This is a genomic window from Acidovorax sp. 210-6, assembly GCF_010020825.1.
Lineage (GTDB): Bacteria > Pseudomonadota > Gammaproteobacteria > Burkholderiales > Burkholderiaceae_C > Simplicispira > Simplicispira sedimenti.
In genome coordinates this window covers 399,782-419,613 of the sequence record NZ_JAACJE010000001.1, presented here as the reverse complement: position 1 = coordinate 419,613, position 19,832 = coordinate 399,782, and the positions used below count along the sequence as shown (strand labels likewise).

Sequence of the window (19,832 nt, the reverse complement as noted above, 5' to 3'; positions counted from 1 at the left end):
ATCGTCATTGCCCGCATCACGCGGCCTTGTCCTGCTTGCCGCGCCGGGCGCTGCCAGCCCCAGGCGCGAAAGCGCCAAGCGCCGTCTTGACGCCGGCCTGCACCTGCGCTGGTGCGGCGTGGAAGTTGTCCAGCAGGATGCGATCGCCCTCGCTCACAGCGCGCGGCGGGGGTGGGGCTGACGCGCCGCCCTGGCGCTGGCCGGTGAGGATGTAGAGCACGTCTGCGCCCGCAGCTGCATACCGCGCCAGCACCTCTGCGCCAGGCAGCGCAGCGCCACCTTCCCAGTTGATCACCGACCGCTTCGTGGCGCCGAGCTGCGCCGCCACAGCTTCCTGTGTCAGGCCCAACCGTTTGCGCTCTTCTTGCAGTCGCGTCGAAATATCCATGTTTTTCACCAACACCTATTGCAAGGTGAAAGAAGTTGCACCATAATCCACACACCAACCGCCAGAAACCCAGCAGCGAAACCGCAACAACCGCAACCCATACAGACGCAAGAGGACGCCATGCCCGCCACCGCCCACCGATCACTCACCCAAGACGAACGCGACCTGCTGGCGGCCTACCACGCCGCGCCTGCCTATGCCCAGCACTACGCCCAGGTCACCGCCTTCGTGGGCGCGGGCAAAAAGCCAACGCCGCTGATGTGCCAGCTCCTGGAGCAACTGGCAGCCCTGGTCGTCATGCACGGCTGCCGTGCTTAAACCCAGCAGCGAAACCGCAACAACCGCAACCCATACAGACGCAAGAGGACGCCATGATCAACAACCTCCCTAGTCACCCCGCCCGCCCTGAAGGCTCCTGGGCTGTGGTGCGCCGCTTTATTGCCTGGTGGGTGCTGCGCAGTCTCTTTCCGCGACAGCTTGGGCAAGCTGAACTAGCAGGTCTTTGGCTAGTGCGTGCGGTATCTCCCAATTCACCCGGATGGCCGGCCGATCCGGAGGGCCAGCGTGAAACCGCACTACTAGAGATTCACCCAGCGCATCCCACGCAAGACCGTCCAGGGCTCGCCACTGCCCTAGGGTCGAGACAGCTTTATGTCCGGCAGCCTCCAGTCGCTTCATCAGCTCCTGGTCGTGAATGAATGGGTTTGCCTGCTCTTGCTCCATAAGCCCTCCGCATTGACCCAGCAATTTACCACCGACACGCAACCAACCACCACCAAAAAGCCATGACTACACCCCTTCGCACCCAAGCGCAGGCCCGCCAGTGGATGGACGAGCAGGGCCTCTCGCAGGCCGAGCTGGCGCGCCAGTTCGGCGTCTCGTCCAGCCTGGTCGATGCCATCCTGCGCGGCACCAAGCCCTGCAAGCGCGGCGCCAGCCACAACATTGCCGTGTACCTGGGCTTGAAACGCGGCCAGGCCGTGGCCAAGCGCCAGCCCTTTCCGGCGCAGCGCGCCGTGCAGGCTGCTGGTGCAGGGGCAGCAGCATGAGCACCACCCACAGCTCCATGGGTTGCCCGGCCAACCCGCCTGTCCAGGGCAGTGCGGCCAACAACGTGCACCGCCTCACCCCCGAGGCCCAGCGCGACGCCTGGGGCAGCTACCTGCCGGGCGACCGCTCGCCCGCCATGGCGCGCGCCATCGCAGCCGACATGCGCCGCCGCGCCCTCACTGAACCAGGCTATCTGGATCACCTGAAGGCTGGCGCAACATCCGCGCAGCCTCGGTTAGCCCAAAAAACCAGCCATCCCAACGCTGCGAGCGCAGGGCATGCGCTTCCAGCCGCTGCGCCAACGCCTCGGCGTTCAGCACGCCTTGCGCAGCCAGCGCGCGCGCCAGCTCCAGCCACATCTGCTCGAGCACGGCAAGCTGCGTGCCGTGCCCTTCAAGCTGCTGCGCTGCGAATTGCTGGCGCATCGCTTTCATCTCGTCGTCGCTTGGGTTCATGGCCCGTCTCCTCTCAGGGGGTGAAGTGATGGCCGTACTTTGCACCATGCAACACGTTTGCGCCCCATGCAAACGCAGTATTTGTTTGGAAGCCCCCTGCCGGAGGGCATTCCAATGAGCCGCAGCCATTGCAAGCGCGTGCCCAGCAGCCTGAAAGCTGCCTTCGAGGCCGACAAAGAGCAGGGCCTGCGCACCCGCGGCCTCTCGGTGGAGCGGCATGCCGAGCTTCACGCCGTGTCGGCCTCGCGCCTGTACAAGTGGATGGAAGACGCCGACCTGCCCGCCAACCGGCTGGCTGCGTGGTTTCACAACACCAACGGCCGCGCCGTCATTCGCTACCTGGCCGCGCAGGCCGGGGGCCTGTTTGTGCCGGTGCCCACCGGCCGCAAGCCCAACCCCATGGAGATGGCCGAACTGCAGCAAGTGCTGGCCGAAACCACCGGCGCGCTTTTGCGCTTCTACGCAGGCCAGGCCGACGCCGACGCCACCTTGGGCGCAGTGCAACAAGCCATGGAAGCCCTGGCCTGGCATCGCGGCAACGTTGAAAAGCATTCCCAACCCGAATTGGAGTTTTGAGCCATGCCCACACCAGACAAACAGCTGTGCAGCCTGCGCACGGCGCAGCAGGTGTACGAGCGCGAATTTGCCCATTGCCAGCGCAGCCCCGAATGGAAAGCCGGTGCCCTGCGTGGCCTGCGCCTGGCCGCCGGGCTGGCGCCCGCGGCCAGCCCCTACGCCAGCGGCACCGCGCAAGACGACGCCTGGGGCAGCGGCAACCTGGTGGGCGCAGCCGAATGGAAGTGGCGCGCCGAGCGCGGCCAACTGCCAGGCCAACCTGGCTGGGGGGAGCAGGCATGACCGAGAAAACCTACACCCTGGCCGCGCCCATCCGCAAAACCTGCGACCTGCTGCGCCTGCTGGCGGGCCATGAGGTGCTGGGCCTGGCGCCGGGCGAGATTGCCAAGGGCCTGGGCGTGCCGCCCAGCTGGGTGAGCCAGAACCTGCCCGCGCTGGAGGCCGAAACCGGCTTTGTCGAGCGCGTGGAGGGCACCAACCGCTGGCGCCTGGGCGTGCCCCTGGTGCGCATTGCCACCACGGTGGCCACCAACCTCAATGCCGCCAAGCGCCAGCTCGATGACATCAGCGCCCGCTATTCCGTTCCCCTGTAACCCAACCAAATGCAAACCATGGCACGCAACCCTACCCCGGCCCCCGCAAGCAAAGAAGCCCCTTTCATCGAAGAAGCCGCGCGCAGCGAAATTGCCGCCGCCAACCAGCTGGCTGTGGCCACACTGGAGCAAAACGAGCGCGTCAGCGCGCTGGCCGTGCAACTCAACTACCAGGGCAGCACCGACCCGGCCGTGCTGGAGAACTCGGCGCGCGACGCGCTCAAGCGCATTGGCATGGCCATCTTTGAGCTGGGCGCTTACCTGCTGCTGCTCAAAGAGCGCGCCGGGCACGGCGAATTCCTGGCCGCACTGGATCGGTTGGCCATCGCCCCCAGGTCTGCTCAGCGCTACATGGCCATGTGCCAGCGGTTCTCAAATGCGACGACGTCGTCGCATTTGGAAAAGCTGGGCTTCAGCAAAATGGCCGAACTTTTGCCCCTGGACGATGACCAGGTGGACGATCTGGTGGAAGAAGGCCAGACGGGCGAGCTGTCGCTGGACGACGTGACCCGCATGTCCGTCAAGGAACTGCGCGCCGCCGTGCGCAAAGAGCGCGCCGAGGCCGCCAAGCAAAAAAACCAGGTGGAGCGCCTCACGGCAGTCAATACCGAGCTGCACGAAGAGGCGCGCCTGGTCAAGCGCCTGCCCCCCAATGAGGCCCTGGCCAAGCTGAAGAAGGAGGCGGCCAGCATCGCCGCCGATGCCGAGGGCGCCATTATGGGCGGCCTGCGCCAGGCGCTCATCGCCCTCAACAACCACGGTGAAGAGCGCGGCCTGCACAACGTGTACATGTCTGGCCTGGTAGGCCAGGTGCAGGCGCAGCTCAACGCCCTGCGACAAGAGTTCAATCTGCCCGACGTCAGCAACGCGGCTGACCAGAAGCTCGCCGCAGATATGGCCGAGTGGGACAAGGAATAAGGACTGGCCATGAACTTGCACGACCACTCCGGCCATTTGGTAACGCAACTCGAAACGCTGCTTTTGCTGGTGCGCACCCAGATCGACAGGGTTGCAGCAACCAGCCCACAAGAGGACTGCGCGGCGTTCGACTGCCGCATGGCACACCTTCGCAATGCCTGTGAACTTGTTGCCACATGGGCGGTAGGAGCCGATGCAGCGCTGACCGAACTGTTGCCCCTCCTGGCGGCACATGCCGACGGCGGCGCTATTGCCAAAGGCGTGATGGACGAACTGTGTGCGCCGCTCAATGAACATCTGGGCGAACGCTACGTTTATGCGGCCATGGCCGCCCGGCAGGGGTAAGGCTGCGCCATGGCCCCCGCAACCCCTGCCATCAACGAAGCGCTGGTGCAAGCCCGCGTGCCCGAGGCCAAGCACGGCCAAAAAGGCGCGCTGGTGGCCCAGCTGTGCTCCGCCACGGGCAAGTCACGCGCCACCGTGTACCGGAAGTTGCAAATTGCCACCGTGCGCCCGCAGCGCCGCAAGCGCAGCGACGCCGGGGAGGTTGCCCTTACACGGGACGAAGCCAAGCTCATCGCCGTGATGGTGATGGAGAGCATGCGCAAAAACAACAAGCGCCTGTACACCATCGGCCACGCCGTGGATGCGTTGCGCGCCAACGGCGCCATCCGGGCCGAGCGCATCGACCCTGAAACCGGTGAATGCAAGCCCCTGTCCACCAGCGCCATTGCCCGTGCCATGCGTGTGTATGGCCTGCACCCCGACCAGATGCTCCAGCCTGCCCCCGCCCGCGAGCTGCGCAGCTTGCACCCCAACCACGTCTGGCAGATCGACGCCAGCCTGTGCGTGCTGTACTACCTGGAAACCACCAACCCGCAGGAGATGGGCCTACAGGTGATGGAGGCCAAAAAGTTCAACAAGAACAAGCCCAAGAACCTCAAGCGCATTGAAGACCGCCGGGTGTGGAGCTACGAGGTCACCGACCACAACAGCGGCTCCCTGTTTGCCTGCTATGTGTTCGACGGCGAGAGCGCGGCCAACATTGCCGAGAGCTTCATTGCTGCCATTCAGCAACGGGGCGAAGACCCGTTCTACGGCGTGCCCTTCATTTTGATGATGGACATGGGCAGCGCCAACACCAGTGGCATGTTCAAGAACCTGCTGCGGCGCCTGCAGGTCAAGCCCATCGCCCATGCCCCGGAGAATGCCCGCGCCACCGGGCAGGTGGAAAACGCCCGCAACATCCTGGAGCGCGAGTTTGAAAGCGGCCTGCGCCTCAAGCCCGTGCAAAGCCTGGCCGACCTCAATGCCCGTGTGGCCCGCTGGCTGCGCTGGTTCAACGCCACCCAGGCGCACAGCCGCCACAGAAAAACCCGCGCTGAGCAGTGGATGACCATCCAGCCCGAGCAGCTGCGCATTGCGCCGTCGCCAGAGCTGTGCCGCGAGCTGCTCACGCACACCCCCATCTCACGCAAGGTGTCTGACCACCTGCGCGTCGAGTTCAAGGGCGCGCAGTATGACGTAAGCGGCGTGCCCCGCGTCATGGTGGGCGAAAAGCTCATGGTCACCTTCAGCCCCTACCAGGACAACGCCGTCCTGGTGGTGGACCAGGACGCCGAAGGCAATGAGCTGCTGCACACAGCTCCACTGGTGGCCAAGGGCGAGGACGGCTTCAGCCTGGGCGAACACAGCAACGTCATTGACGAAGACTACCGGCGCCACGCAGACACACAGGCCGACCTGCACCGCAAAGAGCTGGAGCTGCTGGCCATGGGCGCCACCACGCTGGAAGAAGCCGCCGCAAAACGCAAGGCCAAGGCCTTGCCGCTGGGCGGCCGCATTGACCCCGAAAAACACATCGTGGAAGCCACCCTTCCCACGTTCTTGCCACGCCGTGGCACCGAGCTGAGCACCACCACCCGCGTGGCCCAGGCCGCGCCCGAGCTGCTCACCCACTTCGAAGCGGCCAAGGCCCTGGTGGCCAAGGGCGTGGCCATGTCGCCTGAGCTGTTGGGCACGCTCAAGAACCTGCACCCAGACGGCGTGCCGGAGCCCGAAATCGACGCCCTGGCCGCCCGCCTGACGGTGCGTGCTGGCCTGCGCGTAGTGGGGGGCGGCCAGTGACCGGCGCCCCTCAAAACAAGTTGGCCCCGGCGTGCTTGCAACACGCCGAGGCCGCCCCCGTGAACCCCAATGCCAACCCGGCAACCGAAACCCAGGAGGAAGACAGCATGTTACTCAAAAACGAAACCCTGACCCCCGCAGCGCGCGAGCACTTCAAGCTCAAGCGCAACCCCTTTGTGGATGACATACAAAGCCGCGCCGACGTGTTTGCCAGCCAAAGCGGGCGCTACGTGCGCGCAGCGCTGTGGGAATGCGCCCAGCGCCACGGCTTTGTGGCCATCATTGGCGAGAGCGGCAGCGGCAAAACCACGCTGCGCGAAGACCTGCAGGAGCGCATCCGCGAAGAGCGCAAGCCGGTGGTGCTGATCCAGCCCTACGCACGGGCACGGGCGCGGGCCACGGGCAACCCCATGCAGCCCACCCATATTGAGGCTGCCATGTTCCGCGCCTTGGGCGCAGGTGTGCCGCGCAAAAGCAACCCCGACGACCGCAGCGCGCAAATCAACGCGCTGCTGGCGGGCAGCCTCACGGCGGGCTACACCCACCTGCTGCTCATTGAAGAAGCCCACCGCCTGCCGGTGGACACGCTCAAGCAGCTCAAGAACTTCATGGAGATGAAGCACGGCATGCGCCGACTGCTGGGCGTAGCCCTGATCGGCCAGCCAGAACTGCGCAACCTGCTGGACGAGCGCAACCCCGAGGTGCGCGAAATCGTGCAGCGCTGCGAGCAAATCGTCATGGAGCCGCTGGACAACGATCTTTCGGGCTACCTCACCCACAAGTTCGACCGCGCAGGCATCAACGTGGCCGACGTGCTGGACGCTGACGCCATAGACGCCATCCGCGCCCGTCTGATCAGCGTGCCCCGTGGCGGCCGCATCAGCGACGCCGTCAGCGTGTGTTACCCGCTGGTCGTCAACAACCTGGTGTGCCGCGCCCTCAATGCCGCTGCCGCCGTAGGCTTCCCGAAGGTGGACGCCCAGGTCATTGCGGGGTGCTGAGCCATGGCCATCTACCGCATCAAGATCACCATGGGCGACGGCAGCAGGGGCCGCTACACCGGCCTGTTTGCCGACGGCTTTGAAGCCGTGCTGCAAACCCTGGCCGACTTCCCCGAGGCGCGCAGCGTGGCCGCCATGTTCATCCGGAGGGCTGGCGCATGAACATCCACACCCCCCGCACTTGCGACGCGCTGGGCGTGTGCCAGGGCCGCCCCGGCCCAGGCTGCACCTGCACGCACGATACCGACACCCTGCCCAGCACCAGCAAAGCGCAGGGCAAGCCTGCTGCGGGCGGCTACTACTTTGCCCCCGGCGCCATTGAGCAGGGTCCGCGCCGCAGGGCCGTGCGCCTGGCGCCCTGGCAGCGCCTGGTGCTGCGGGCCATGGCAGTGCTGCTGGCGTCCGGCCTGCTGGGCTTTGCCGCAGGCGTGCTGCACGCGAAAGGCTGGCCTCTGTGAGCGACCTCTCTTGCCCCACCTGCGGCACCGAGCTGGACTTGGCCGTGCTGTTTGCCCACGAGCAGGACCAGCGCGCCCTGGCGCGCCTGGCCAGCGTGAGCATCCCGCTGGGCGCCAGGGTGCTGCAGTACCTGGCGCTGTTCACGCCCCCGAAGCAGCGGCTGACTTCTGCCAAGAAGATCAAGCTGATCCTGCAACTGCTGCCAGACCTGGAGCGCCAGGCCATCACCCACAAGGGCCGCGACTGGGAGGCGCCCCTGGCCGCCTGGGCGCAGGCCATCGATCAGATGCTGGCCGCCCGTGATGCACAGCGCCTGGAGCTGCCCATGAAGGGCCACGGCTACCTGTTCGCCATCCTTGCGGGCATGGCCGACAAGCACGAGGCCAGCGCAGAGCAGCAGCGCGAGCAGCAGTTGCGCACCGGCCCCCGCGCCGCCACCACCAACGGCCCGGCCAGCGTGGCCGCGCTGGTGCAACAGGCCCAGCCTGCAGCCGCCACCCGGCCCGCGCCTGCAGCGGCGCAGCCGGGCACATCCCCCACCGTGCGCGCCATGCGCGAGCACATCGCCAAAACGAAAGGCCAGCAATGAGCCGCAAACCAACCCTGTGCAAACAAAGCGCCGCCGTGGTGGCACACCTCAAACAACATGGCGCGGCCACGCTGGACGAGCTGCTGCCGCACTTTGCCGATGAAGGCCGCAGCAAGCTGCGCAAGCGCCTGTCCAACCTGGTGGACGGCAACTGGCTCGACATTGCCTGGGACGCCCGTGGCGCCATGCTGTGGCTTGTGGCGCCCCGTGCGCGCACAGCCCTGCCCACGCTGCCCCAGGCCGCCCCCAGCGTCCCCAGCGCCCCGCCCGTACTGGTGCCGCCCCGGCGCATCAACGTGATGCAAGGCACCTACGTGCCCCCGCCCATGACGCCCGCCCGCCCTGGCGCGCTGGACTTCCAGCGCTACGCAAGCCGTGGCTTTCGGTGCTGACCGCACACACATTCACTCAAAGGAGCCTTCCCATGGCAACCCCAAGCACCATCCCCCCCGGCTACTGGCAAGACGCCAGCGGCAACCTCATCCCCGAGTCCAAGGTCAAAGACATCGACAAGCTGCGCCACCAGGTGGTGACCGACCTGTGCCACATGGCCAAGCAGCGCCGTGACGGCCTGGCCGAGTTCAAGGCCAAGGCCATGCAGGAAGTGGCCGCGCTGGTGGCCACCAGCATGGAGCAGTACGGCGTCAAGACCGGCGGCGAAAAGGGCAACGTCACGCTCACCAGCTTCGACGGCAAATACAAGCTGGTGCGCCAGATGCAAGACCGCCTGGTCTTTGGCGAGCAGCTCCTGGCCGCAAAGGCCCTCATCGACGAATGCGTGCAGGCCTGGAGCAAGGATGCAAACGACAACATCCGTGCGCTGGTGAACCACGCCTTCCAGACCGACAAGGAGGGCAAGATCAACACCGGCCGCGTGCTGGGCCTGCGCTCCTTGGATATTCAGGACGAAGCCTGGAAGCAAGCCATGCAGGCCATTGCCGACAGCACCAAGACGGCCAGCACCACGCCCTATGTGCGCTTCTACGAGCGTGACGATACGGGTGAGTACCGGGCCATCAGCCTGGATGTGGCGGCGGTATGAAATTGATGCGGGGTTCCAATTCGGGTACAGTGCGCCCGCTGCGCAAAAAAAGCGCAGCCGGGATTTGCAGCCCGTCGCAGCCCCACGACGAAAGCCGTGGGCATCTCTCCGCAGAGACCTGCGGCTTCTTTGTCTGTGCCTCCAGTTTTGGCGGCTCGGATGGGAGGCCCGCAAGGGCCTGCCGGTTCCCGCAGGGGCTGCCCGGTCTGCAAACCCGTTCGAGCCGCCGCCTCCAATTTGCAGTGGGGTCGGCGGTTGTTGCAAACCGCAGTCCCTGGAGGCCATTCATGGCACACCTCACGCCGCCGCATGCACGCGGCACCCCCACCATTCATCAACTGGCCGCAGGCCGCGTCATCGACGCGCTGGGCGACATCGAATGCCGCTTGCAGGCGCTCGAAGCCGTCGAGGCGCTTGTCAGCCCCCAGAAAGCGGGCGGCACCGAAGACCTGGATCACGTCAACCGTGTGGGCCTGGGCTGGCTGCTGACCATTCTCAATGTCGATATGCGCCAGTGCCTTGTGGCCGCCCGTGGGCAGGCTGAGGCGGCATTGCTGGCTGCGCGGGAGGGCGGGCAATGAGCGCGATCACTACTTTGGACTTTCACGGCCACCCGCTGCATACCTTTGAGAAGGACGGGGTGTATTACGTGGTGATGCGCCCGATCGTGGAGGCATTGGGGCTGCAATGGGAGGCGCAGTACAAGCGGCTGCACCGCGACGAGGTGCTTTCAGTTGTGTCCATTATGGAAACAACTGAATTTGCCTCGGCGGACGGCAAGCGCTACGAAATGCTGGCCCTGCCCATCGACTTCCTGAACGGATGGCTGTTCGGCGTGTCGGTCAACAAGGTTCACCCCGAACTGCGCGAATCCATACTGCACTACAAGCGTGAGTGCTACCGCGTGCTGTACGAGCACTGGCACGGCCAGCAGGCCGCGCCCATGGTCCAGAGCCAGAAGTATTGGGACGCCAGGCACCCGCACTGGGCACCCATCAAGGCCCATGCGCTGGCGGGCCTGCTGAACCTGCACATTGCCCCGCTGGTGCCTTACCCCGATGGCCGCCCGCGCAGCCCTGGCAGCGTGGGCCGCGCCCTGCGCCGCCAGATGGACGTGGGCTACACCAACCCGGTGCAGGTGTACATGGCGCGGCTTAAGCCCGCCACCGCCGCGCGCTGGGCAGTGCAAAAACCTGTGGCGGCGCAGTGGGGCAAACCGGCGGGGCAGCTTTCGCTGTTCCTGGAGGTCGAGCAATGACCCCGCAAATCCCGTGTAACCCACCGCTCCGCGCCGTTCCGGTTGGTTCGGCGTCAAGGAGGGGGGTGGGCTTGGGTGTGGTGGGTGAGCCGCCCCTGCGCCCCGCACAGCGCGCTGTGGCTGCGCCTTCTGATTTGCTGGCGTGGGTGGCCGCCACAGGCACCCAAGAGGCCGCCCGTGTTTTGGGGGTGGACGGCGGCCGCATCCGGCAATTGCGCCGGGGCGATTGTCTGCGCATTTCGCCCGCGCTGCTGGCGCGCTGGGAGGCCCACAAGCCCCATGTGCCCGCCACCCCGTGGCAGCTGCGCCGTGTGGGCCGGGGCGGCGTGGTGGTGCTGGCGGGGGTGCGCTGGTGCCTTCCCGCGTCGCTGGTGCCCCAGCGCGCCCAGGTGCTGGTGGCGCTGAGCGCCGCTGGCGTGCTGCTGGTGCGGCTGGCCGACGGACCGGTGGCCGTTTCGATTCAGCCAGGGGGCGCCGCCTGATGCGCGCCGCCCTCGCCATCGAAACCACCGCCGCCGTATTCGGCATGCTGGGCGCGGCGCTGCTGGCCAGTGCTGTGCATCCGGGCCTGGGTTTCGCCGCGTTCCTGGTCAGCAATGTGGGCTGGCTGGTGTTCAGCGCCGGGCACGGCCACTGGCGCCTGTTTGCGCAGCAGTGCGTGTTCCTGGTCACCAGCATCGTCGGGCTGTGGAACTGGTGGCTTGCGCCCCTGTTTGCCTGAAAGGAATTTGCGCCATGGCAAACCACACCGCCGCCATCCATGTGCTCAAGTCCAAGCTGCAGCTTTCGGACGACGACTACCGCGCGCTCCTGGTCCAGCTCACGGGCAAGGCCAGCAGCAAGGGCATGACGGCCACAGAGCAGCAGCACGTGCGCGCCCACATGCAGCGCCTGGCCGAACGCCTGGGCGTAGCCCAGCCCACCACCCGCCGCCGCCCGCTCACGCGCGAGCAGTTCGACCAGGTCAAGAAGGCAGCCAGCCCGCGCGAGCGCAAGGTGTGGGCGCTGTGGAATCAGTTGGCCCGCGACGGCGTGCTGCACAACCCCAGCCGCGCCGCGCTCAATGCCTTTGTGGAGCGCACGGTGCACGTGAGTGCGCTGCGCTTTGCCACCAGCGCCCAGCTCGACACGGTGATCGAGGCGCTCAAATCCTGGAACCAACGCAAGGAAGTGAGGTAAACAATGCTCCCTGCCAAACACATGACTGCGGCCGAGGCCTGCGTGCTGGACGCACAACTGCCTGCAGGCCTGACGGAAGACATGCGCGACGTTGCACTGTGCCTGTTTCAAGCCATGGCGTTCACCGATGCCCGCGTGGGCCAGGACCGGCCTGACCCGGCCTGGCTGCAGGTGCTGGGGGCCATGGCCCGCGTGGCCGTCATACAGTTGCAGCACCTGGCCAACGAAAAAGGCGGCCGCGCGATCTACCTCGCCAAGGGTGTCGCGGTGCACCTGTCGGCCCGCGACCGCAAGATGTGTGAGGAGTTCCGGGGCGACTACGAGGTGTTGGCCGACAAGTACGACCTCACGCCCATGCGCGTGCGCCAGATCGTGGGCGCATGGCAGGATGAGCAGTTTCGGCGCCGCCAAGGCCGCCTGCCGGGCCTGGACGGCGACGGCGCATAGCCTGTTTGGAACCCTGCGCTGGCGTGCAATGCGCCAGCGTTCAGCCCTGTGCTGAAAAAGTAAAGCGCTTTACTTCTCACCCAAGCGCTGCCGCCGACACCATGGCGGCATGCCTCGCACAGCACTCCCACTTTCATCCATCGCCATTGCAGCTTGCTCGTTTGCGGCGGTCAGCGCAGACGTGTCTGCGCCCGGCATGCCCACAGGCCGCGTGCTGCTGCAGGTCACCCCGGCGCAGGACTTCACCCCCGCCGACGGGCGCGAGATGGATGTGCCAGCCTGGCGCATCAACCAGGCCATTGCTGGCCGCGTGATCGCTGCCTTCAACGCGCAGCAGCCCCCGGTCATCGACTACGAGCACCAGACCCTGCACAAGGAGGCGAACGGCCAGCCCGCGCCCGCCGCCGGGTGGATGCACGGCCTGCGCTGGATCGAGGGCCGTGGCCTGTTTGCCGAGGTGGAGCTGACCCAGCGCGCCCGCGACCTGGTGGCCGCTGGCGAGTACCGCTACTTCTCCCCCGTGTTCGAGTACGCCCGCGCCACGGGCGAGATCACGCGCATCTTGATGGGTGCGTTCACCAATCACCCCGCCATCGCGGGCATGGAGGGCGTCAACCTGATGGCCGCCGCCAGTGCCCGCTTCACGATCCCCAACCCACCGGAGACCACAGTGACCCTGCTGGAAAAACTGCTGGCGGCCATCGGCCTGCCTGCCACCACCACTGAAGACGCGGCCATTGCGGCCTGCACCTCGATCAAGGCCCAGGCCGATGCCGCCCGCGCCGCGCTGAAGCTGGACGGCAACGCCACGGCGGAAACCGTGACGGCCGCGTGCACCAGCCTGCGCACGGCCGCCACCCCGGACCCGGCCAAGTATGTGCCGGTGGCCGTGGTGGAAGAGCTCAAGACCAGCGTGGCCGCGCTGACGGCGCAGAACACCGAGCGCAAGGTCGAAGACCTGATCGCCCCTGCGCTGAAGGATGGTCGCCTGCTGCCCGCCCAAGAGGCCTGGGCGCGCGACCTGGGCAAGACCAACGTGGCCGCGCTGTCGCAGTACCTCGACACCGCCAAGCCCATCGCCGCGCTGACCGGCACCCAGACCGGCGGCAAGGAGCCGCCGCCCCCTGGCGACGCCAACCACGGCCTCACCAAGGACGAGCTGGCCGTGGCCGCCGCCTGCGGCCTGACGCCTGAGGCCTACGCCAAGGGCAAGGCGTAACCGCCCCTTTCCAACTACCGGAGCTGACATGACTGCTTTGACCAAAGACCGACCCACCGCCCAGCGCGCTGGCGACCTGGTGGCCGACCCCCTTGCCGCTGCTGTGACGATCTATGCCGGTGCCATGTATGTGCTGGACGGCTCGGGCAATGCAACGCCCGCCACGGCCGCAGCCACCACCCCTGTGCGTGCGGTGGCTCGCAAGCGCGCCGTGCAGGCCCAGGGCAGGGCGATGAGCTGACGGATGGTGCGCGTGGCGTCTTCTGCTTTGCCAACAGCACTGGCGGCACCGAGATCACCCGTGCGGACATTGGCGCCAACGCCTTCGCCGTGGACGACCAGACAGTGGCCAACGCTGGCACCTGCATTGCGGGCGAGATCCTGGATGTGGACGAAGGCGGCGTGTGGGTGCGCATTGGCACCCGCGTTGCCTGACCCCCCAGCGCCCTGACCTGAAAACCCATTTCACTGAGGAACTTCCACCATGGATATCAACAACGCCAACCTGAAGGCGCTGCATGTAGCGTTCAACGCGGCCTTCAAGGCGGGCCTGGGCCAGGCCGCCAGCCAGTACCTCCAGATTGCCACGGTGGTGCCCAGCACGACCGGCAGCGAGGAATACGGCTGGCTGGGCCAGCTGCCCGGCCTGCGCGAGTGGCTGGGCGACCGTGTGGTGCACGCCATTGGCAACCACGGCTACACCATCAAGAATAAGCCGTTCGAGCTGACGGTGGGCGTGCCGCGCAGCGCCATCGAGGACGATCAGTACGGCGTCTATACGCCCCTGATGACCGAGATGGGGCGCGCTGCAGAGGCCCACCCCGACGAGCTGGTGTTCCGTCTGCTCAAGGATGGCCGCACGGCTCTGTGTTACGACGGCCAACCGTTCTTCTCCACCAGCCACAAGGTGCTGAACGAGAAGGGCAAGGAAGTCAACGTCTCCAACCTGTCCGACGACGGCGGCGCGGGGCCGAGCTGGTACGTGCTGGAAACGCGCCGTGCGCTCAAGCCGCTGATCTTCCAGGACCGCAAGAAACCGAACTTTGTGGCGAAGACGGCCGAGACCGACGACAACGTCTTCAATGCCGGGCAGTTCGTCTATGGCGTGGATGCGCGCCGCAATGCGGGCTTCGGCTTCTGGCAACTGGCCCATGCCAGCAACAAGGCGCTGACTGCCGAGAACCTCAAGGCGGCCATCACGGCCATGGACACGCAGACCGGCGACTATGGCCGCCCGCTGGGTATTTCGCCCAACCTGCTGGTGGTTCCCAAGGCGCTCAAGTTCACGGCAAACCGCCTGCTGACGGCCGATCTGGTCAACGAAGGCGGCGTGCAGGTCAGCAACGATCTGGCCGGAACGCTGGATTTGCTGGTGGCCGACTGGCTGTAAGCGAGGCCCGAGCCCATGCCTTACATCACGCATGCAGACCTGGCAGACAGCCCCGGCGCGCTGGAGCTGTCCGAGGTGGCCAGCGACGAGCACCGCAGGCCGGTGCCTGCCGAGCTGCTGGACGCCGTGCTGCGCGCTGCAGATGTGAGCGCATGGGGGACGGATGACGTGCAGGCGGCGCAGCGTGCCGCTGCACGCATCGACACAGCGGTGCGCGATGCCTGTTCGCTCATTGATGGGTACCTGGCCAAGCGCGGCTATGCGCTGCCGCTGAACCCGGTGAACCCGCTTGTGAGCGCCTGGTGCCGCGCCATTGCGCGCTACCTGCTGCACAAGAACCGCACGGCCATGGAGAGCAAAGACCCGATCGCGCGGGGCTACAACGATGCCGTGCGCCTGCTGCAGCAGACGGCGGACGGCAAGTTCAGTTTGGGCATTCAGGACACGGTGGCCATCGACCAGACGGACGCGCGGTTCGTTCACGCGCCCAAGGTCTTCGGACGCGACCAGTTGAAGGGGTTTCGATGAGCTTCGAGCCGTTCGATACCGGGCTGGTCGTCAAGCGCCTGGAGGGGCATGTGCGTGACTTGCAGCTTGTGGGCGGTGCCGCTGATTTTGCGGCCGTCAAGGAGCTGCGCAGTTTTCGCACGCCCAGTGCCTACGTGGTGTTTGCAGAGGATGAGAACACCAACAAGGTGCCGGATTCGGTGGGCGTGCTGGCGCAGGAATCCTTGGTGCGGTTTGGCGTGGTGCTGGCGCTGCGCAACTACGCAGACCAGCGCGGTGAACACATTGGCGAGGATGCACGCAAGCTGATCGGCCAAGTGCGCACAGCGCTCATCGGGCACAAGCCCTGCAAAGGCGCCCGCGTGATTGGTTGGGAGAGCGGCAAGGTGCTGGACTACGACGCGCAGACGCTCTTGTTTGCCGACCTGTACCGGGTGCAGTACACGATGACGAAGGATGGGTGCTGACGTATGTCGTGCGACACCAAGAAGCCTTGGGAACTCAAGCGCGGCGCCAGCTTTGACCTGACGGTGCGCATCCCCAGCCGGTTTGCCGACGGGCACTTTGCGGGCTGGGCCTTGCATTCGCAAGTGCGCACACCCAAAGGCGGCCTGATCGCCGCGCTCTTGGCAGAGTGGGTGGATCCGGTGTCTGCGCGGCATGTGCACCTGCAGTGCCTGGATACCAGGGCCTGGCCGGTGGGCGAGGCACAGTTTGATGTGGTGTTTGTCTCGCCCAGCGGGTTTCGCTGGCCTTCGAGCACGGCCACTTTCAACGTGGTGCAGGGGGCCACCGATGTCTGACGTGATCGAGCTGGAGTTCGAGGCGCCGCCCGCGATGGAGCTGCGCATGGTGCGCACGCCCAGCGAGCTGCCGGCCGACATGGGCGTGCTGATTGCGGGCAAGCCAGCACCTGGGGCGTTCTTGATCGCCAACCGCTTGTCCGAGATGGCCGCCGACCCAACCGCACAGCTCGACGCCCAGCAGAACATTGGCTTGGGCGCCATTGATCCGCTCGCCTACTACATCCTGGCCAAGGCCTGAAAAAAAGGAAACCCCATGTCTCTTGAAACACGCATCATCGCCCTGGCACAGGCCGTGGGCGCTGACGTTAAAACACTGACCGCTGCCCAGGGTAGCCTGAGCGCGCTCAACACCACCACCAAGACCAGCCTTGTGGCGGCCATCAATGAGCTGCTCACGCTCATCGGTGGCGCGGGCGCGGTCATTGACGACGGCGCGGGCAACGGAAATACCGGCGTGACCTGGAGCGCGGACAAGATTTTCGACAGCATCGAGGCTGCAAAGGCGGCTGTCAAAAACGACCTCATCAACGGCGCGGGCGCTGCGCTGGATACCCTGAACGAGCTGGCGGCGGCGCTGGGCAATGATCCGAGCTTCGCCGCGACCATCGCCGCCGAAGTGGCCACCCGCGTGCGCTACGACGCTGCCCAGGCATTGAGCGCGCCGCAGCAGGCGCAGGCCCGCGACAACATCGGCGCCCAGGCGGCTGCGGCCGTGGGCGACACCGACCACGACTTTGTGGCCGACTACACCGCCGCCAAGGCATAAGCCATGACGCTGGAACAGCGCATTACCGCACTGGCCGAAGCCATCGCGGCCGACATCAAGGCGCTGTACGCGGGTGCTGGCGGCGGTGGTAGTACGGCCGGCCGCATGATGATCCCCATCATGGCCGGTTCGATGCAGCCTAGCGCATCGGGAGGGAGCGGCGTTCTGACCAACATCGCCACGTCGGCCAACCAGCCCGACGTGCAGACGCTGAACTTTCACCAGAACACGCAGCAGCACTGCCAATTCGCCATCCCGCTACCCAAGCGCTGGAACCGGGGCACGATCACGGCGCGTTTTCGCTGGTCGCATGCAGCGACCACGACGAACTTTGGCGTGGTGTGGGGCATCCAGGCAGTGGCGGTGGGCGACGACGAAGCGATCAACCAGGCCTATGGCACAGCCGTGGAGGTGACCGACACCGGCGGTACCACCAACCGGCTGTACGTCAGCGGCGAGACTGCTGCATTCACTGTCGCGAACACCCCTGCGGACGGCGACACAATTTTCTTCCGGGTCTACCGCAAAGCCGCCGATGCTGCGGACACGCTGGCGATCGTCGCGCGCCTGCACGGCGTCGATTTGTTCATCACGACTGACGCGGAGAACGACGCATGATGCTGCTGCAAGCCGGCCAGCTGGGCCTCTCCCGTCGCGACAGTATCTGGACGGATGAAATACCGCCCGAAATGGTGGCGGGCGCGACGATGTGGGTTGACTTCACAGACAGCACAACCTTGTTCGCAGCGAACGGCGTATCGGGCGGTAACGTTACTTCAGACGGGGCAACAATCGGTAGTGTTCGCAGCAAAGTCGTCGAGACGGAGTACTTCGACAGCGTCTATGCCGACAAACCAAAACTGAAGTTGGCCGCAGCCAACGGACGCAGCGCAGGTTTGTTCCCCGCATCCAGTTATCCGCAAATGTATGCGACGGCCGGGGGCGGTTGGATGCCAATCAGTTCCCTGGTTACTTCGACGACCAAGCTGGTCATCTGCGGCGTCAAAGTTACTGGCGCAGGTGCTGACTCAGGGTCGCCCTGGGCAAACGACGCAATCCTGAACGACAACCGCGGTTATGTCGGGCTCCACCTATCGAAGTCTGGCGCTGTGGTCAGTGCGCGAGCGTACAACTACGCGGGCGCAGCGCAGGAGGTGGTACGGACTTTCGATGCGGACACCTGGGCCGTGGTCACCATGTCACACCAGTCCGGGCAATTGCGGTGTCGCGTCAATGGGGGTACATGGGCCTCCACGGCCAGCGGCACCACCAGTGATGTTACGGGCATCGCAACTATCGCAAGCACGTCCAGCGCGGCGCTTGGTATGGAGTTGGCCCACTTGGCGACCGTCAACACCCCCCAGACCGACGCCGCGATTTCAGCAGTCGAGCGCTGGATCGCCAATGACCTCGGTATCGCGCCCTGGTGGTAGCCCGGAGAAACCATGGCCCAAGAACTCACCCGCACCCGCACCCGCGTCATGCAGACCCCCACCATGCCAAACATCACGCCCCGCCGCGCATGGGGCTGCGTATGGGCTTTGATTCACCATGAAGACTGAAACACTCGAAACCATCGGCACAGCGGAGCAGCTTGACGACCTTTTTCGGCTTGCTGTGACGCTGTGAGCCAGTGCCTTCACCTCATTGATTTCACCCCCAGCAACTCACTTTCAAACCACAGGAGCACAGCATGTCCAAGCCTGAACGAAAGACCATCAGCATCGAACTGATCAAACCCCACCGCCACGCTGGCCGTGACTACAAGCCTGGCGCCGTTCTGCGCCTGGCGGAGGACAAGGCCGAATGGCTCAAGGCAGAAGGCGTCGCCAAAGACGCACCCGCTGCGGTTGACCCACCTGCGGCAAAGCCTGCTGCATCTTCCAAAAACAAGGAGTAAAGCACTATGACTCTTGCATCTACCAGCATGATCTGGAACGGCCAAGGGCCGGTGATGATCGGTACCTACGACCCGGTGAAGGGCCGCCCCGAGATGGGCTTCCTCACAAACCTCTACAGCGTGGGCTGCGGCAACCGCACGCTGACGGCAACGCCCTCGCGCGAGACCACCACCATCCCGGAAAGCTGCTCCGGGCAGCGCCTGGCGCTCAAGGAGCTGGAGACCAGCAAGAGCCTGGCGGTGAGCCTCTCGATGGTGCAGTTTGACGGGCGCACGCTGGCACAGGCGTTCTTTGGCGCTGCGGTGGTCAAGGCTGCGGGCACGGTGACCGATGAAATCCTGACCGAGCTGCAGCCGGGGGACTACTTCTTTTTGAAGAACCCCCGCAGCTCCAGCGTGGTGATCGAAGACAGCACCGGGGGCACGCCGCTGGTGTACGTGGAAGGCACCCACTACGAGATCAGTGACGCAGACCACAGCCGCTACCGCCTGCTGGCGCACCCGGCCGCGCACGTGGAGCCACTCAAGGTGGACTATGCCTATGCCGGGTACCTGAACATCGCTGCATTCAGCAAGACCAACGTGGAACGCGGGATCATTTTCAGCGGCATGAACGGCGACGGCCAAAAGGGCCGAATGATCATTCCGCGCATCAGCCTTGCCATGAGTGGCGACTTTGGCTGGATTGCCGATGAGGCCAGCGAGCTGACGTTGGGTGGCCAGGCGCTGTATGTGCCAGAGCTGCAAAGCGATGCGGACTTTGGCCCGTTCATGCGCATCGACCTGATGCCAGATCTGCCGATCTGACGCCCTGGCACCGGGCAAAGAAAAACCGCGCCGGGCGTGAGCCTTGGGCGCGGTTTTTTTTGGGGGGTGAGAACGCTTTACTGGCGGCGAAACGCTGTGGCGAAAACCGATGCGATGTACCGGATGGGCCAAGTCACCCCGTGCCACAGCGCGCCGATCAGTGCAGCCGTTACCACACCGACCCCGATAGCGGCTGCGTGCTCAGGCCATTGGAGGGCACCGACCACGACAGCTACGCAGGTCACCGCACCGATCTTGATGGCGGCGAGGTTACGCGATGTCGGCTGAGCCAGCGCGAGCACCGCGATGGCAACGCCCCCAAGGATGGATAGCAAGAGCAGCTTCATGGCTGCGG

At 65.7% G+C, this 19,832-nt stretch carries 35 protein-coding genes; 32 read left to right on the top strand and 3 right to left on the bottom strand.

The window, feature by feature from the left end; all coding sequences use genetic code 11:
- Nucleotides 1-16: 16 nt before the first annotated feature.
- Nucleotides 17-388, bottom strand: coding sequence for a helix-turn-helix transcriptional regulator (locus GWK50_RS02005; protein WP_162015056.1), 372 nt, complete (start codon nucleotides 386-388; stop codon nucleotides 17-19).
- Nucleotides 389-508: 120 nt separating this feature from the next.
- On the opposite strand from GWK50_RS02005, the gene GWK50_RS02000 reads away from it, so the two are divergent.
- Both GWK50_RS02000 and GWK50_RS01995 read left to right on the top strand, forming a co-directional pair.
- Nucleotides 509-706: a hypothetical protein gene (locus GWK50_RS02000; RefSeq protein ID WP_162015055.1), complete on the top strand. Its 198-nt coding sequence runs from the start codon at nucleotides 509-511 to the stop codon at nucleotides 704-706.
- Between the two features lie 467 nt (nucleotides 707-1,173).
- The gene (locus GWK50_RS01995; protein ID WP_162015054.1) at nucleotides 1,174-1,437 is read left to right on the top strand and encodes a helix-turn-helix domain-containing protein; all 264 of its coding nucleotides are present in this window, start codon (nucleotides 1,174-1,176) and stop codon (nucleotides 1,435-1,437) included.
- Nucleotides 1,438-1,614: 177 nt separating this feature from the next.
- Here the strand turns inward: GWK50_RS01995 and GWK50_RS01990 are convergent, their stop codons facing one another.
- On the bottom strand, nucleotides 1,615-1,893 hold the full coding sequence (locus tag GWK50_RS01990; RefSeq protein ID WP_162015053.1) for a hypothetical protein: 279 nt from the start codon (nucleotides 1,891-1,893) through the stop codon (nucleotides 1,615-1,617).
- Between the two features lie 114 nt (nucleotides 1,894-2,007).
- Here GWK50_RS01990 and GWK50_RS01985 point away from each other — a divergent pair, with 114 nt between their 5' ends.
- The 30 genes from GWK50_RS01985 to GWK50_RS01840 all read left to right on the top strand — a co-directional run bounded on the left by GWK50_RS01985 (nucleotide 2,008) and on the right by GWK50_RS01840 (nucleotide 19,477).
- Nucleotides 2,008-2,469, top strand: a complete 462-nt coding sequence (locus GWK50_RS01985) for a hypothetical protein (RefSeq protein ID WP_162015052.1) — start codon at nucleotides 2,008-2,010, stop codon at nucleotides 2,467-2,469.
- A 3-nt stretch (nucleotides 2,470-2,472) separates the two neighbouring features.
- Nucleotides 2,473-2,751, top strand: a complete 279-nt coding sequence (locus GWK50_RS01980; protein WP_162015051.1) for a hypothetical protein — start codon at nucleotides 2,473-2,475, stop codon at nucleotides 2,749-2,751.
- Nucleotides 2,748-3,062: a transcriptional regulator gene (locus tag GWK50_RS01975; protein ID WP_162015050.1), complete on the top strand. Its 315-nt coding sequence runs from the start codon at nucleotides 2,748-2,750 to the stop codon at nucleotides 3,060-3,062. The genes GWK50_RS01980 and GWK50_RS01975 overlap by 4 nt, the downstream gene beginning before the upstream one ends.
- A gap of 18 nt (nucleotides 3,063-3,080) precedes the next feature.
- Nucleotides 3,081-3,980, top strand: a complete 900-nt coding sequence (locus GWK50_RS01970; RefSeq protein ID WP_162015049.1) for a hypothetical protein — start codon at nucleotides 3,081-3,083, stop codon at nucleotides 3,978-3,980.
- 9 nt (nucleotides 3,981-3,989) lie between these two features.
- Nucleotides 3,990-4,325: a hypothetical protein gene (locus GWK50_RS01965; protein WP_162015048.1), complete on the top strand. Its 336-nt coding sequence runs from the start codon at nucleotides 3,990-3,992 to the stop codon at nucleotides 4,323-4,325.
- Nucleotides 4,326-4,334: 9 nt separating this feature from the next.
- On the top strand, nucleotides 4,335-6,107 hold the full coding sequence (locus tag GWK50_RS01960; RefSeq protein ID WP_162015047.1) for a DDE-type integrase/transposase/recombinase: 1,773 nt from the start codon (nucleotides 4,335-4,337) through the stop codon (nucleotides 6,105-6,107).
- A 107-nt stretch (nucleotides 6,108-6,214) separates the two neighbouring features.
- Nucleotides 6,215-7,108 (top strand): AAA family ATPase, encoded by an 894-nt coding sequence (locus tag GWK50_RS01955; RefSeq protein WP_242455260.1) that lies wholly within the window; start codon nucleotides 6,215-6,217, stop codon nucleotides 7,106-7,108.
- A gap of 3 nt (nucleotides 7,109-7,111) precedes the next feature.
- Nucleotides 7,112-7,270, top strand: a complete 159-nt coding sequence (locus tag GWK50_RS01950; RefSeq protein WP_162015045.1) for a hypothetical protein — start codon at nucleotides 7,112-7,114, stop codon at nucleotides 7,268-7,270.
- Complete coding sequence (locus GWK50_RS01945; RefSeq protein WP_162015044.1) at nucleotides 7,267-7,566, top strand: hypothetical protein; 300 nt, start codon at nucleotides 7,267-7,269, stop codon at nucleotides 7,564-7,566. Before GWK50_RS01950 ends, GWK50_RS01945 begins: the two co-directional genes overlap by 4 nt.
- Entirely contained in the window at nucleotides 7,563-8,156 is a 594-nt protein-coding gene (locus GWK50_RS01940) for a hypothetical protein (protein ID WP_162015043.1), read from the top strand. The genes GWK50_RS01945 and GWK50_RS01940 overlap by 4 nt, the downstream gene beginning before the upstream one ends.
- Nucleotides 8,153-8,548, top strand: a complete 396-nt coding sequence (locus tag GWK50_RS01935) for a hypothetical protein (RefSeq protein WP_162015042.1) — start codon at nucleotides 8,153-8,155, stop codon at nucleotides 8,546-8,548. Before GWK50_RS01940 ends, GWK50_RS01935 begins: the two co-directional genes overlap by 4 nt.
- Before the next feature lie 32 nt (nucleotides 8,549-8,580).
- Nucleotides 8,581-9,198, top strand: a complete 618-nt coding sequence (locus GWK50_RS01930) for a DUF3164 family protein (RefSeq protein ID WP_162015041.1) — start codon at nucleotides 8,581-8,583, stop codon at nucleotides 9,196-9,198.
- 287 nt (nucleotides 9,199-9,485) lie between these two features.
- Complete coding sequence (locus GWK50_RS01925) at nucleotides 9,486-9,779, top strand: hypothetical protein (RefSeq protein WP_162015040.1); 294 nt, start codon at nucleotides 9,486-9,488, stop codon at nucleotides 9,777-9,779.
- Nucleotides 9,776-10,456, top strand: coding sequence for a phage antirepressor N-terminal domain-containing protein (locus GWK50_RS01920; protein WP_162015039.1), 681 nt, complete (start codon nucleotides 9,776-9,778; stop codon nucleotides 10,454-10,456). The genes GWK50_RS01925 and GWK50_RS01920 overlap by 4 nt, the downstream gene beginning before the upstream one ends.
- A complete protein-coding gene (locus GWK50_RS01915) occupies nucleotides 10,453-10,938 on the top strand; it encodes a hypothetical protein (RefSeq protein WP_162015038.1) in 486 nt (161 codons plus the stop codon). Before GWK50_RS01920 ends, GWK50_RS01915 begins: the two co-directional genes overlap by 4 nt.
- The gene (locus tag GWK50_RS01910; protein WP_162015037.1) at nucleotides 10,938-11,177 is read left to right on the top strand and encodes a hypothetical protein; all 240 of its coding nucleotides are present in this window, start codon (nucleotides 10,938-10,940) and stop codon (nucleotides 11,175-11,177) included. Before GWK50_RS01915 ends, GWK50_RS01910 begins: the two co-directional genes overlap by 1 nt.
- A gap of 14 nt (nucleotides 11,178-11,191) precedes the next feature.
- Complete coding sequence (locus GWK50_RS01905) at nucleotides 11,192-11,635, top strand: regulatory protein GemA (RefSeq protein WP_162015036.1); 444 nt, start codon at nucleotides 11,192-11,194, stop codon at nucleotides 11,633-11,635.
- Between the two features lie 3 nt (nucleotides 11,636-11,638).
- A complete protein-coding gene (locus tag GWK50_RS01900) occupies nucleotides 11,639-12,082 on the top strand; it encodes a Mor transcription activator family protein (RefSeq protein WP_162015035.1) in 444 nt (147 codons plus the stop codon).
- 109 nt (nucleotides 12,083-12,191) lie between these two features.
- Entirely contained in the window at nucleotides 12,192-13,301 is a 1,110-nt protein-coding gene (locus tag GWK50_RS01895) for a phage protease (protein WP_162015034.1), read from the top strand.
- A 28-nt stretch (nucleotides 13,302-13,329) separates the two neighbouring features.
- Nucleotides 13,330-13,542: a hypothetical protein gene (locus tag GWK50_RS19610; RefSeq protein WP_197904962.1), complete on the top strand. Its 213-nt coding sequence runs from the start codon at nucleotides 13,330-13,332 to the stop codon at nucleotides 13,540-13,542.
- Nucleotides 13,543-13,785: 243 nt separating this feature from the next.
- Nucleotides 13,786-14,691, top strand: coding sequence for a Mu-like prophage major head subunit gpT family protein (locus GWK50_RS01885; RefSeq protein ID WP_162015033.1), 906 nt, complete (start codon nucleotides 13,786-13,788; stop codon nucleotides 14,689-14,691).
- Between the two features lie 15 nt (nucleotides 14,692-14,706).
- On the top strand, nucleotides 14,707-15,219 hold the full coding sequence (locus GWK50_RS01880) for a DUF1320 domain-containing protein (protein ID WP_162015032.1): 513 nt from the start codon (nucleotides 14,707-14,709) through the stop codon (nucleotides 15,217-15,219).
- The gene (locus GWK50_RS01875) at nucleotides 15,216-15,665 is read left to right on the top strand and encodes a hypothetical protein (protein WP_162015031.1); all 450 of its coding nucleotides are present in this window, start codon (nucleotides 15,216-15,218) and stop codon (nucleotides 15,663-15,665) included. The genes GWK50_RS01880 and GWK50_RS01875 overlap by 4 nt, the downstream gene beginning before the upstream one ends.
- Nucleotides 15,666-15,668: 3 nt before the next feature.
- Nucleotides 15,669-16,001, top strand: coding sequence for a hypothetical protein (locus tag GWK50_RS01870; RefSeq protein ID WP_162015030.1), 333 nt, complete (start codon nucleotides 15,669-15,671; stop codon nucleotides 15,999-16,001).
- Nucleotides 15,994-16,242 (top strand): hypothetical protein, encoded by a 249-nt coding sequence (locus tag GWK50_RS01865; RefSeq protein ID WP_162015029.1) that lies wholly within the window; start codon nucleotides 15,994-15,996, stop codon nucleotides 16,240-16,242. The genes GWK50_RS01870 and GWK50_RS01865 overlap by 8 nt, the downstream gene beginning before the upstream one ends.
- Nucleotides 16,243-16,257: 15 nt before the next feature.
- A complete protein-coding gene (locus GWK50_RS01860) occupies nucleotides 16,258-16,770 on the top strand; it encodes a hypothetical protein (RefSeq protein ID WP_162015028.1) in 513 nt (170 codons plus the stop codon).
- A 3-nt stretch (nucleotides 16,771-16,773) separates the two neighbouring features.
- Nucleotides 16,774-17,388, top strand: a complete 615-nt coding sequence (locus GWK50_RS01855) for a hypothetical protein (RefSeq protein WP_162015027.1) — start codon at nucleotides 16,774-16,776, stop codon at nucleotides 17,386-17,388.
- Nucleotides 17,385-18,203 (top strand): hypothetical protein, encoded by an 819-nt coding sequence (locus GWK50_RS01850; protein ID WP_162015026.1) that lies wholly within the window; start codon nucleotides 17,385-17,387, stop codon nucleotides 18,201-18,203. The genes GWK50_RS01855 and GWK50_RS01850 overlap by 4 nt, the downstream gene beginning before the upstream one ends.
- Before the next feature lie 260 nt (nucleotides 18,204-18,463).
- Complete coding sequence (locus tag GWK50_RS01845) at nucleotides 18,464-18,670, top strand: hypothetical protein (RefSeq protein ID WP_242455259.1); 207 nt, start codon at nucleotides 18,464-18,466, stop codon at nucleotides 18,668-18,670.
- A 6-nt stretch (nucleotides 18,671-18,676) separates the two neighbouring features.
- Entirely contained in the window at nucleotides 18,677-19,477 is an 801-nt protein-coding gene (locus GWK50_RS01840) for a hypothetical protein (RefSeq protein ID WP_162015025.1), read from the top strand.
- 77 nt (nucleotides 19,478-19,554) lie between these two features.
- Here GWK50_RS01840 and GWK50_RS01835 read toward each other — a convergent pair whose 3' ends face one another.
- Nucleotides 19,555-19,824, bottom strand: a complete 270-nt coding sequence (locus GWK50_RS01835) for a hypothetical protein (RefSeq protein ID WP_162015024.1) — start codon at nucleotides 19,822-19,824, stop codon at nucleotides 19,555-19,557.
- Between the last annotated feature and the right edge of the window lie 8 nt (nucleotides 19,825-19,832).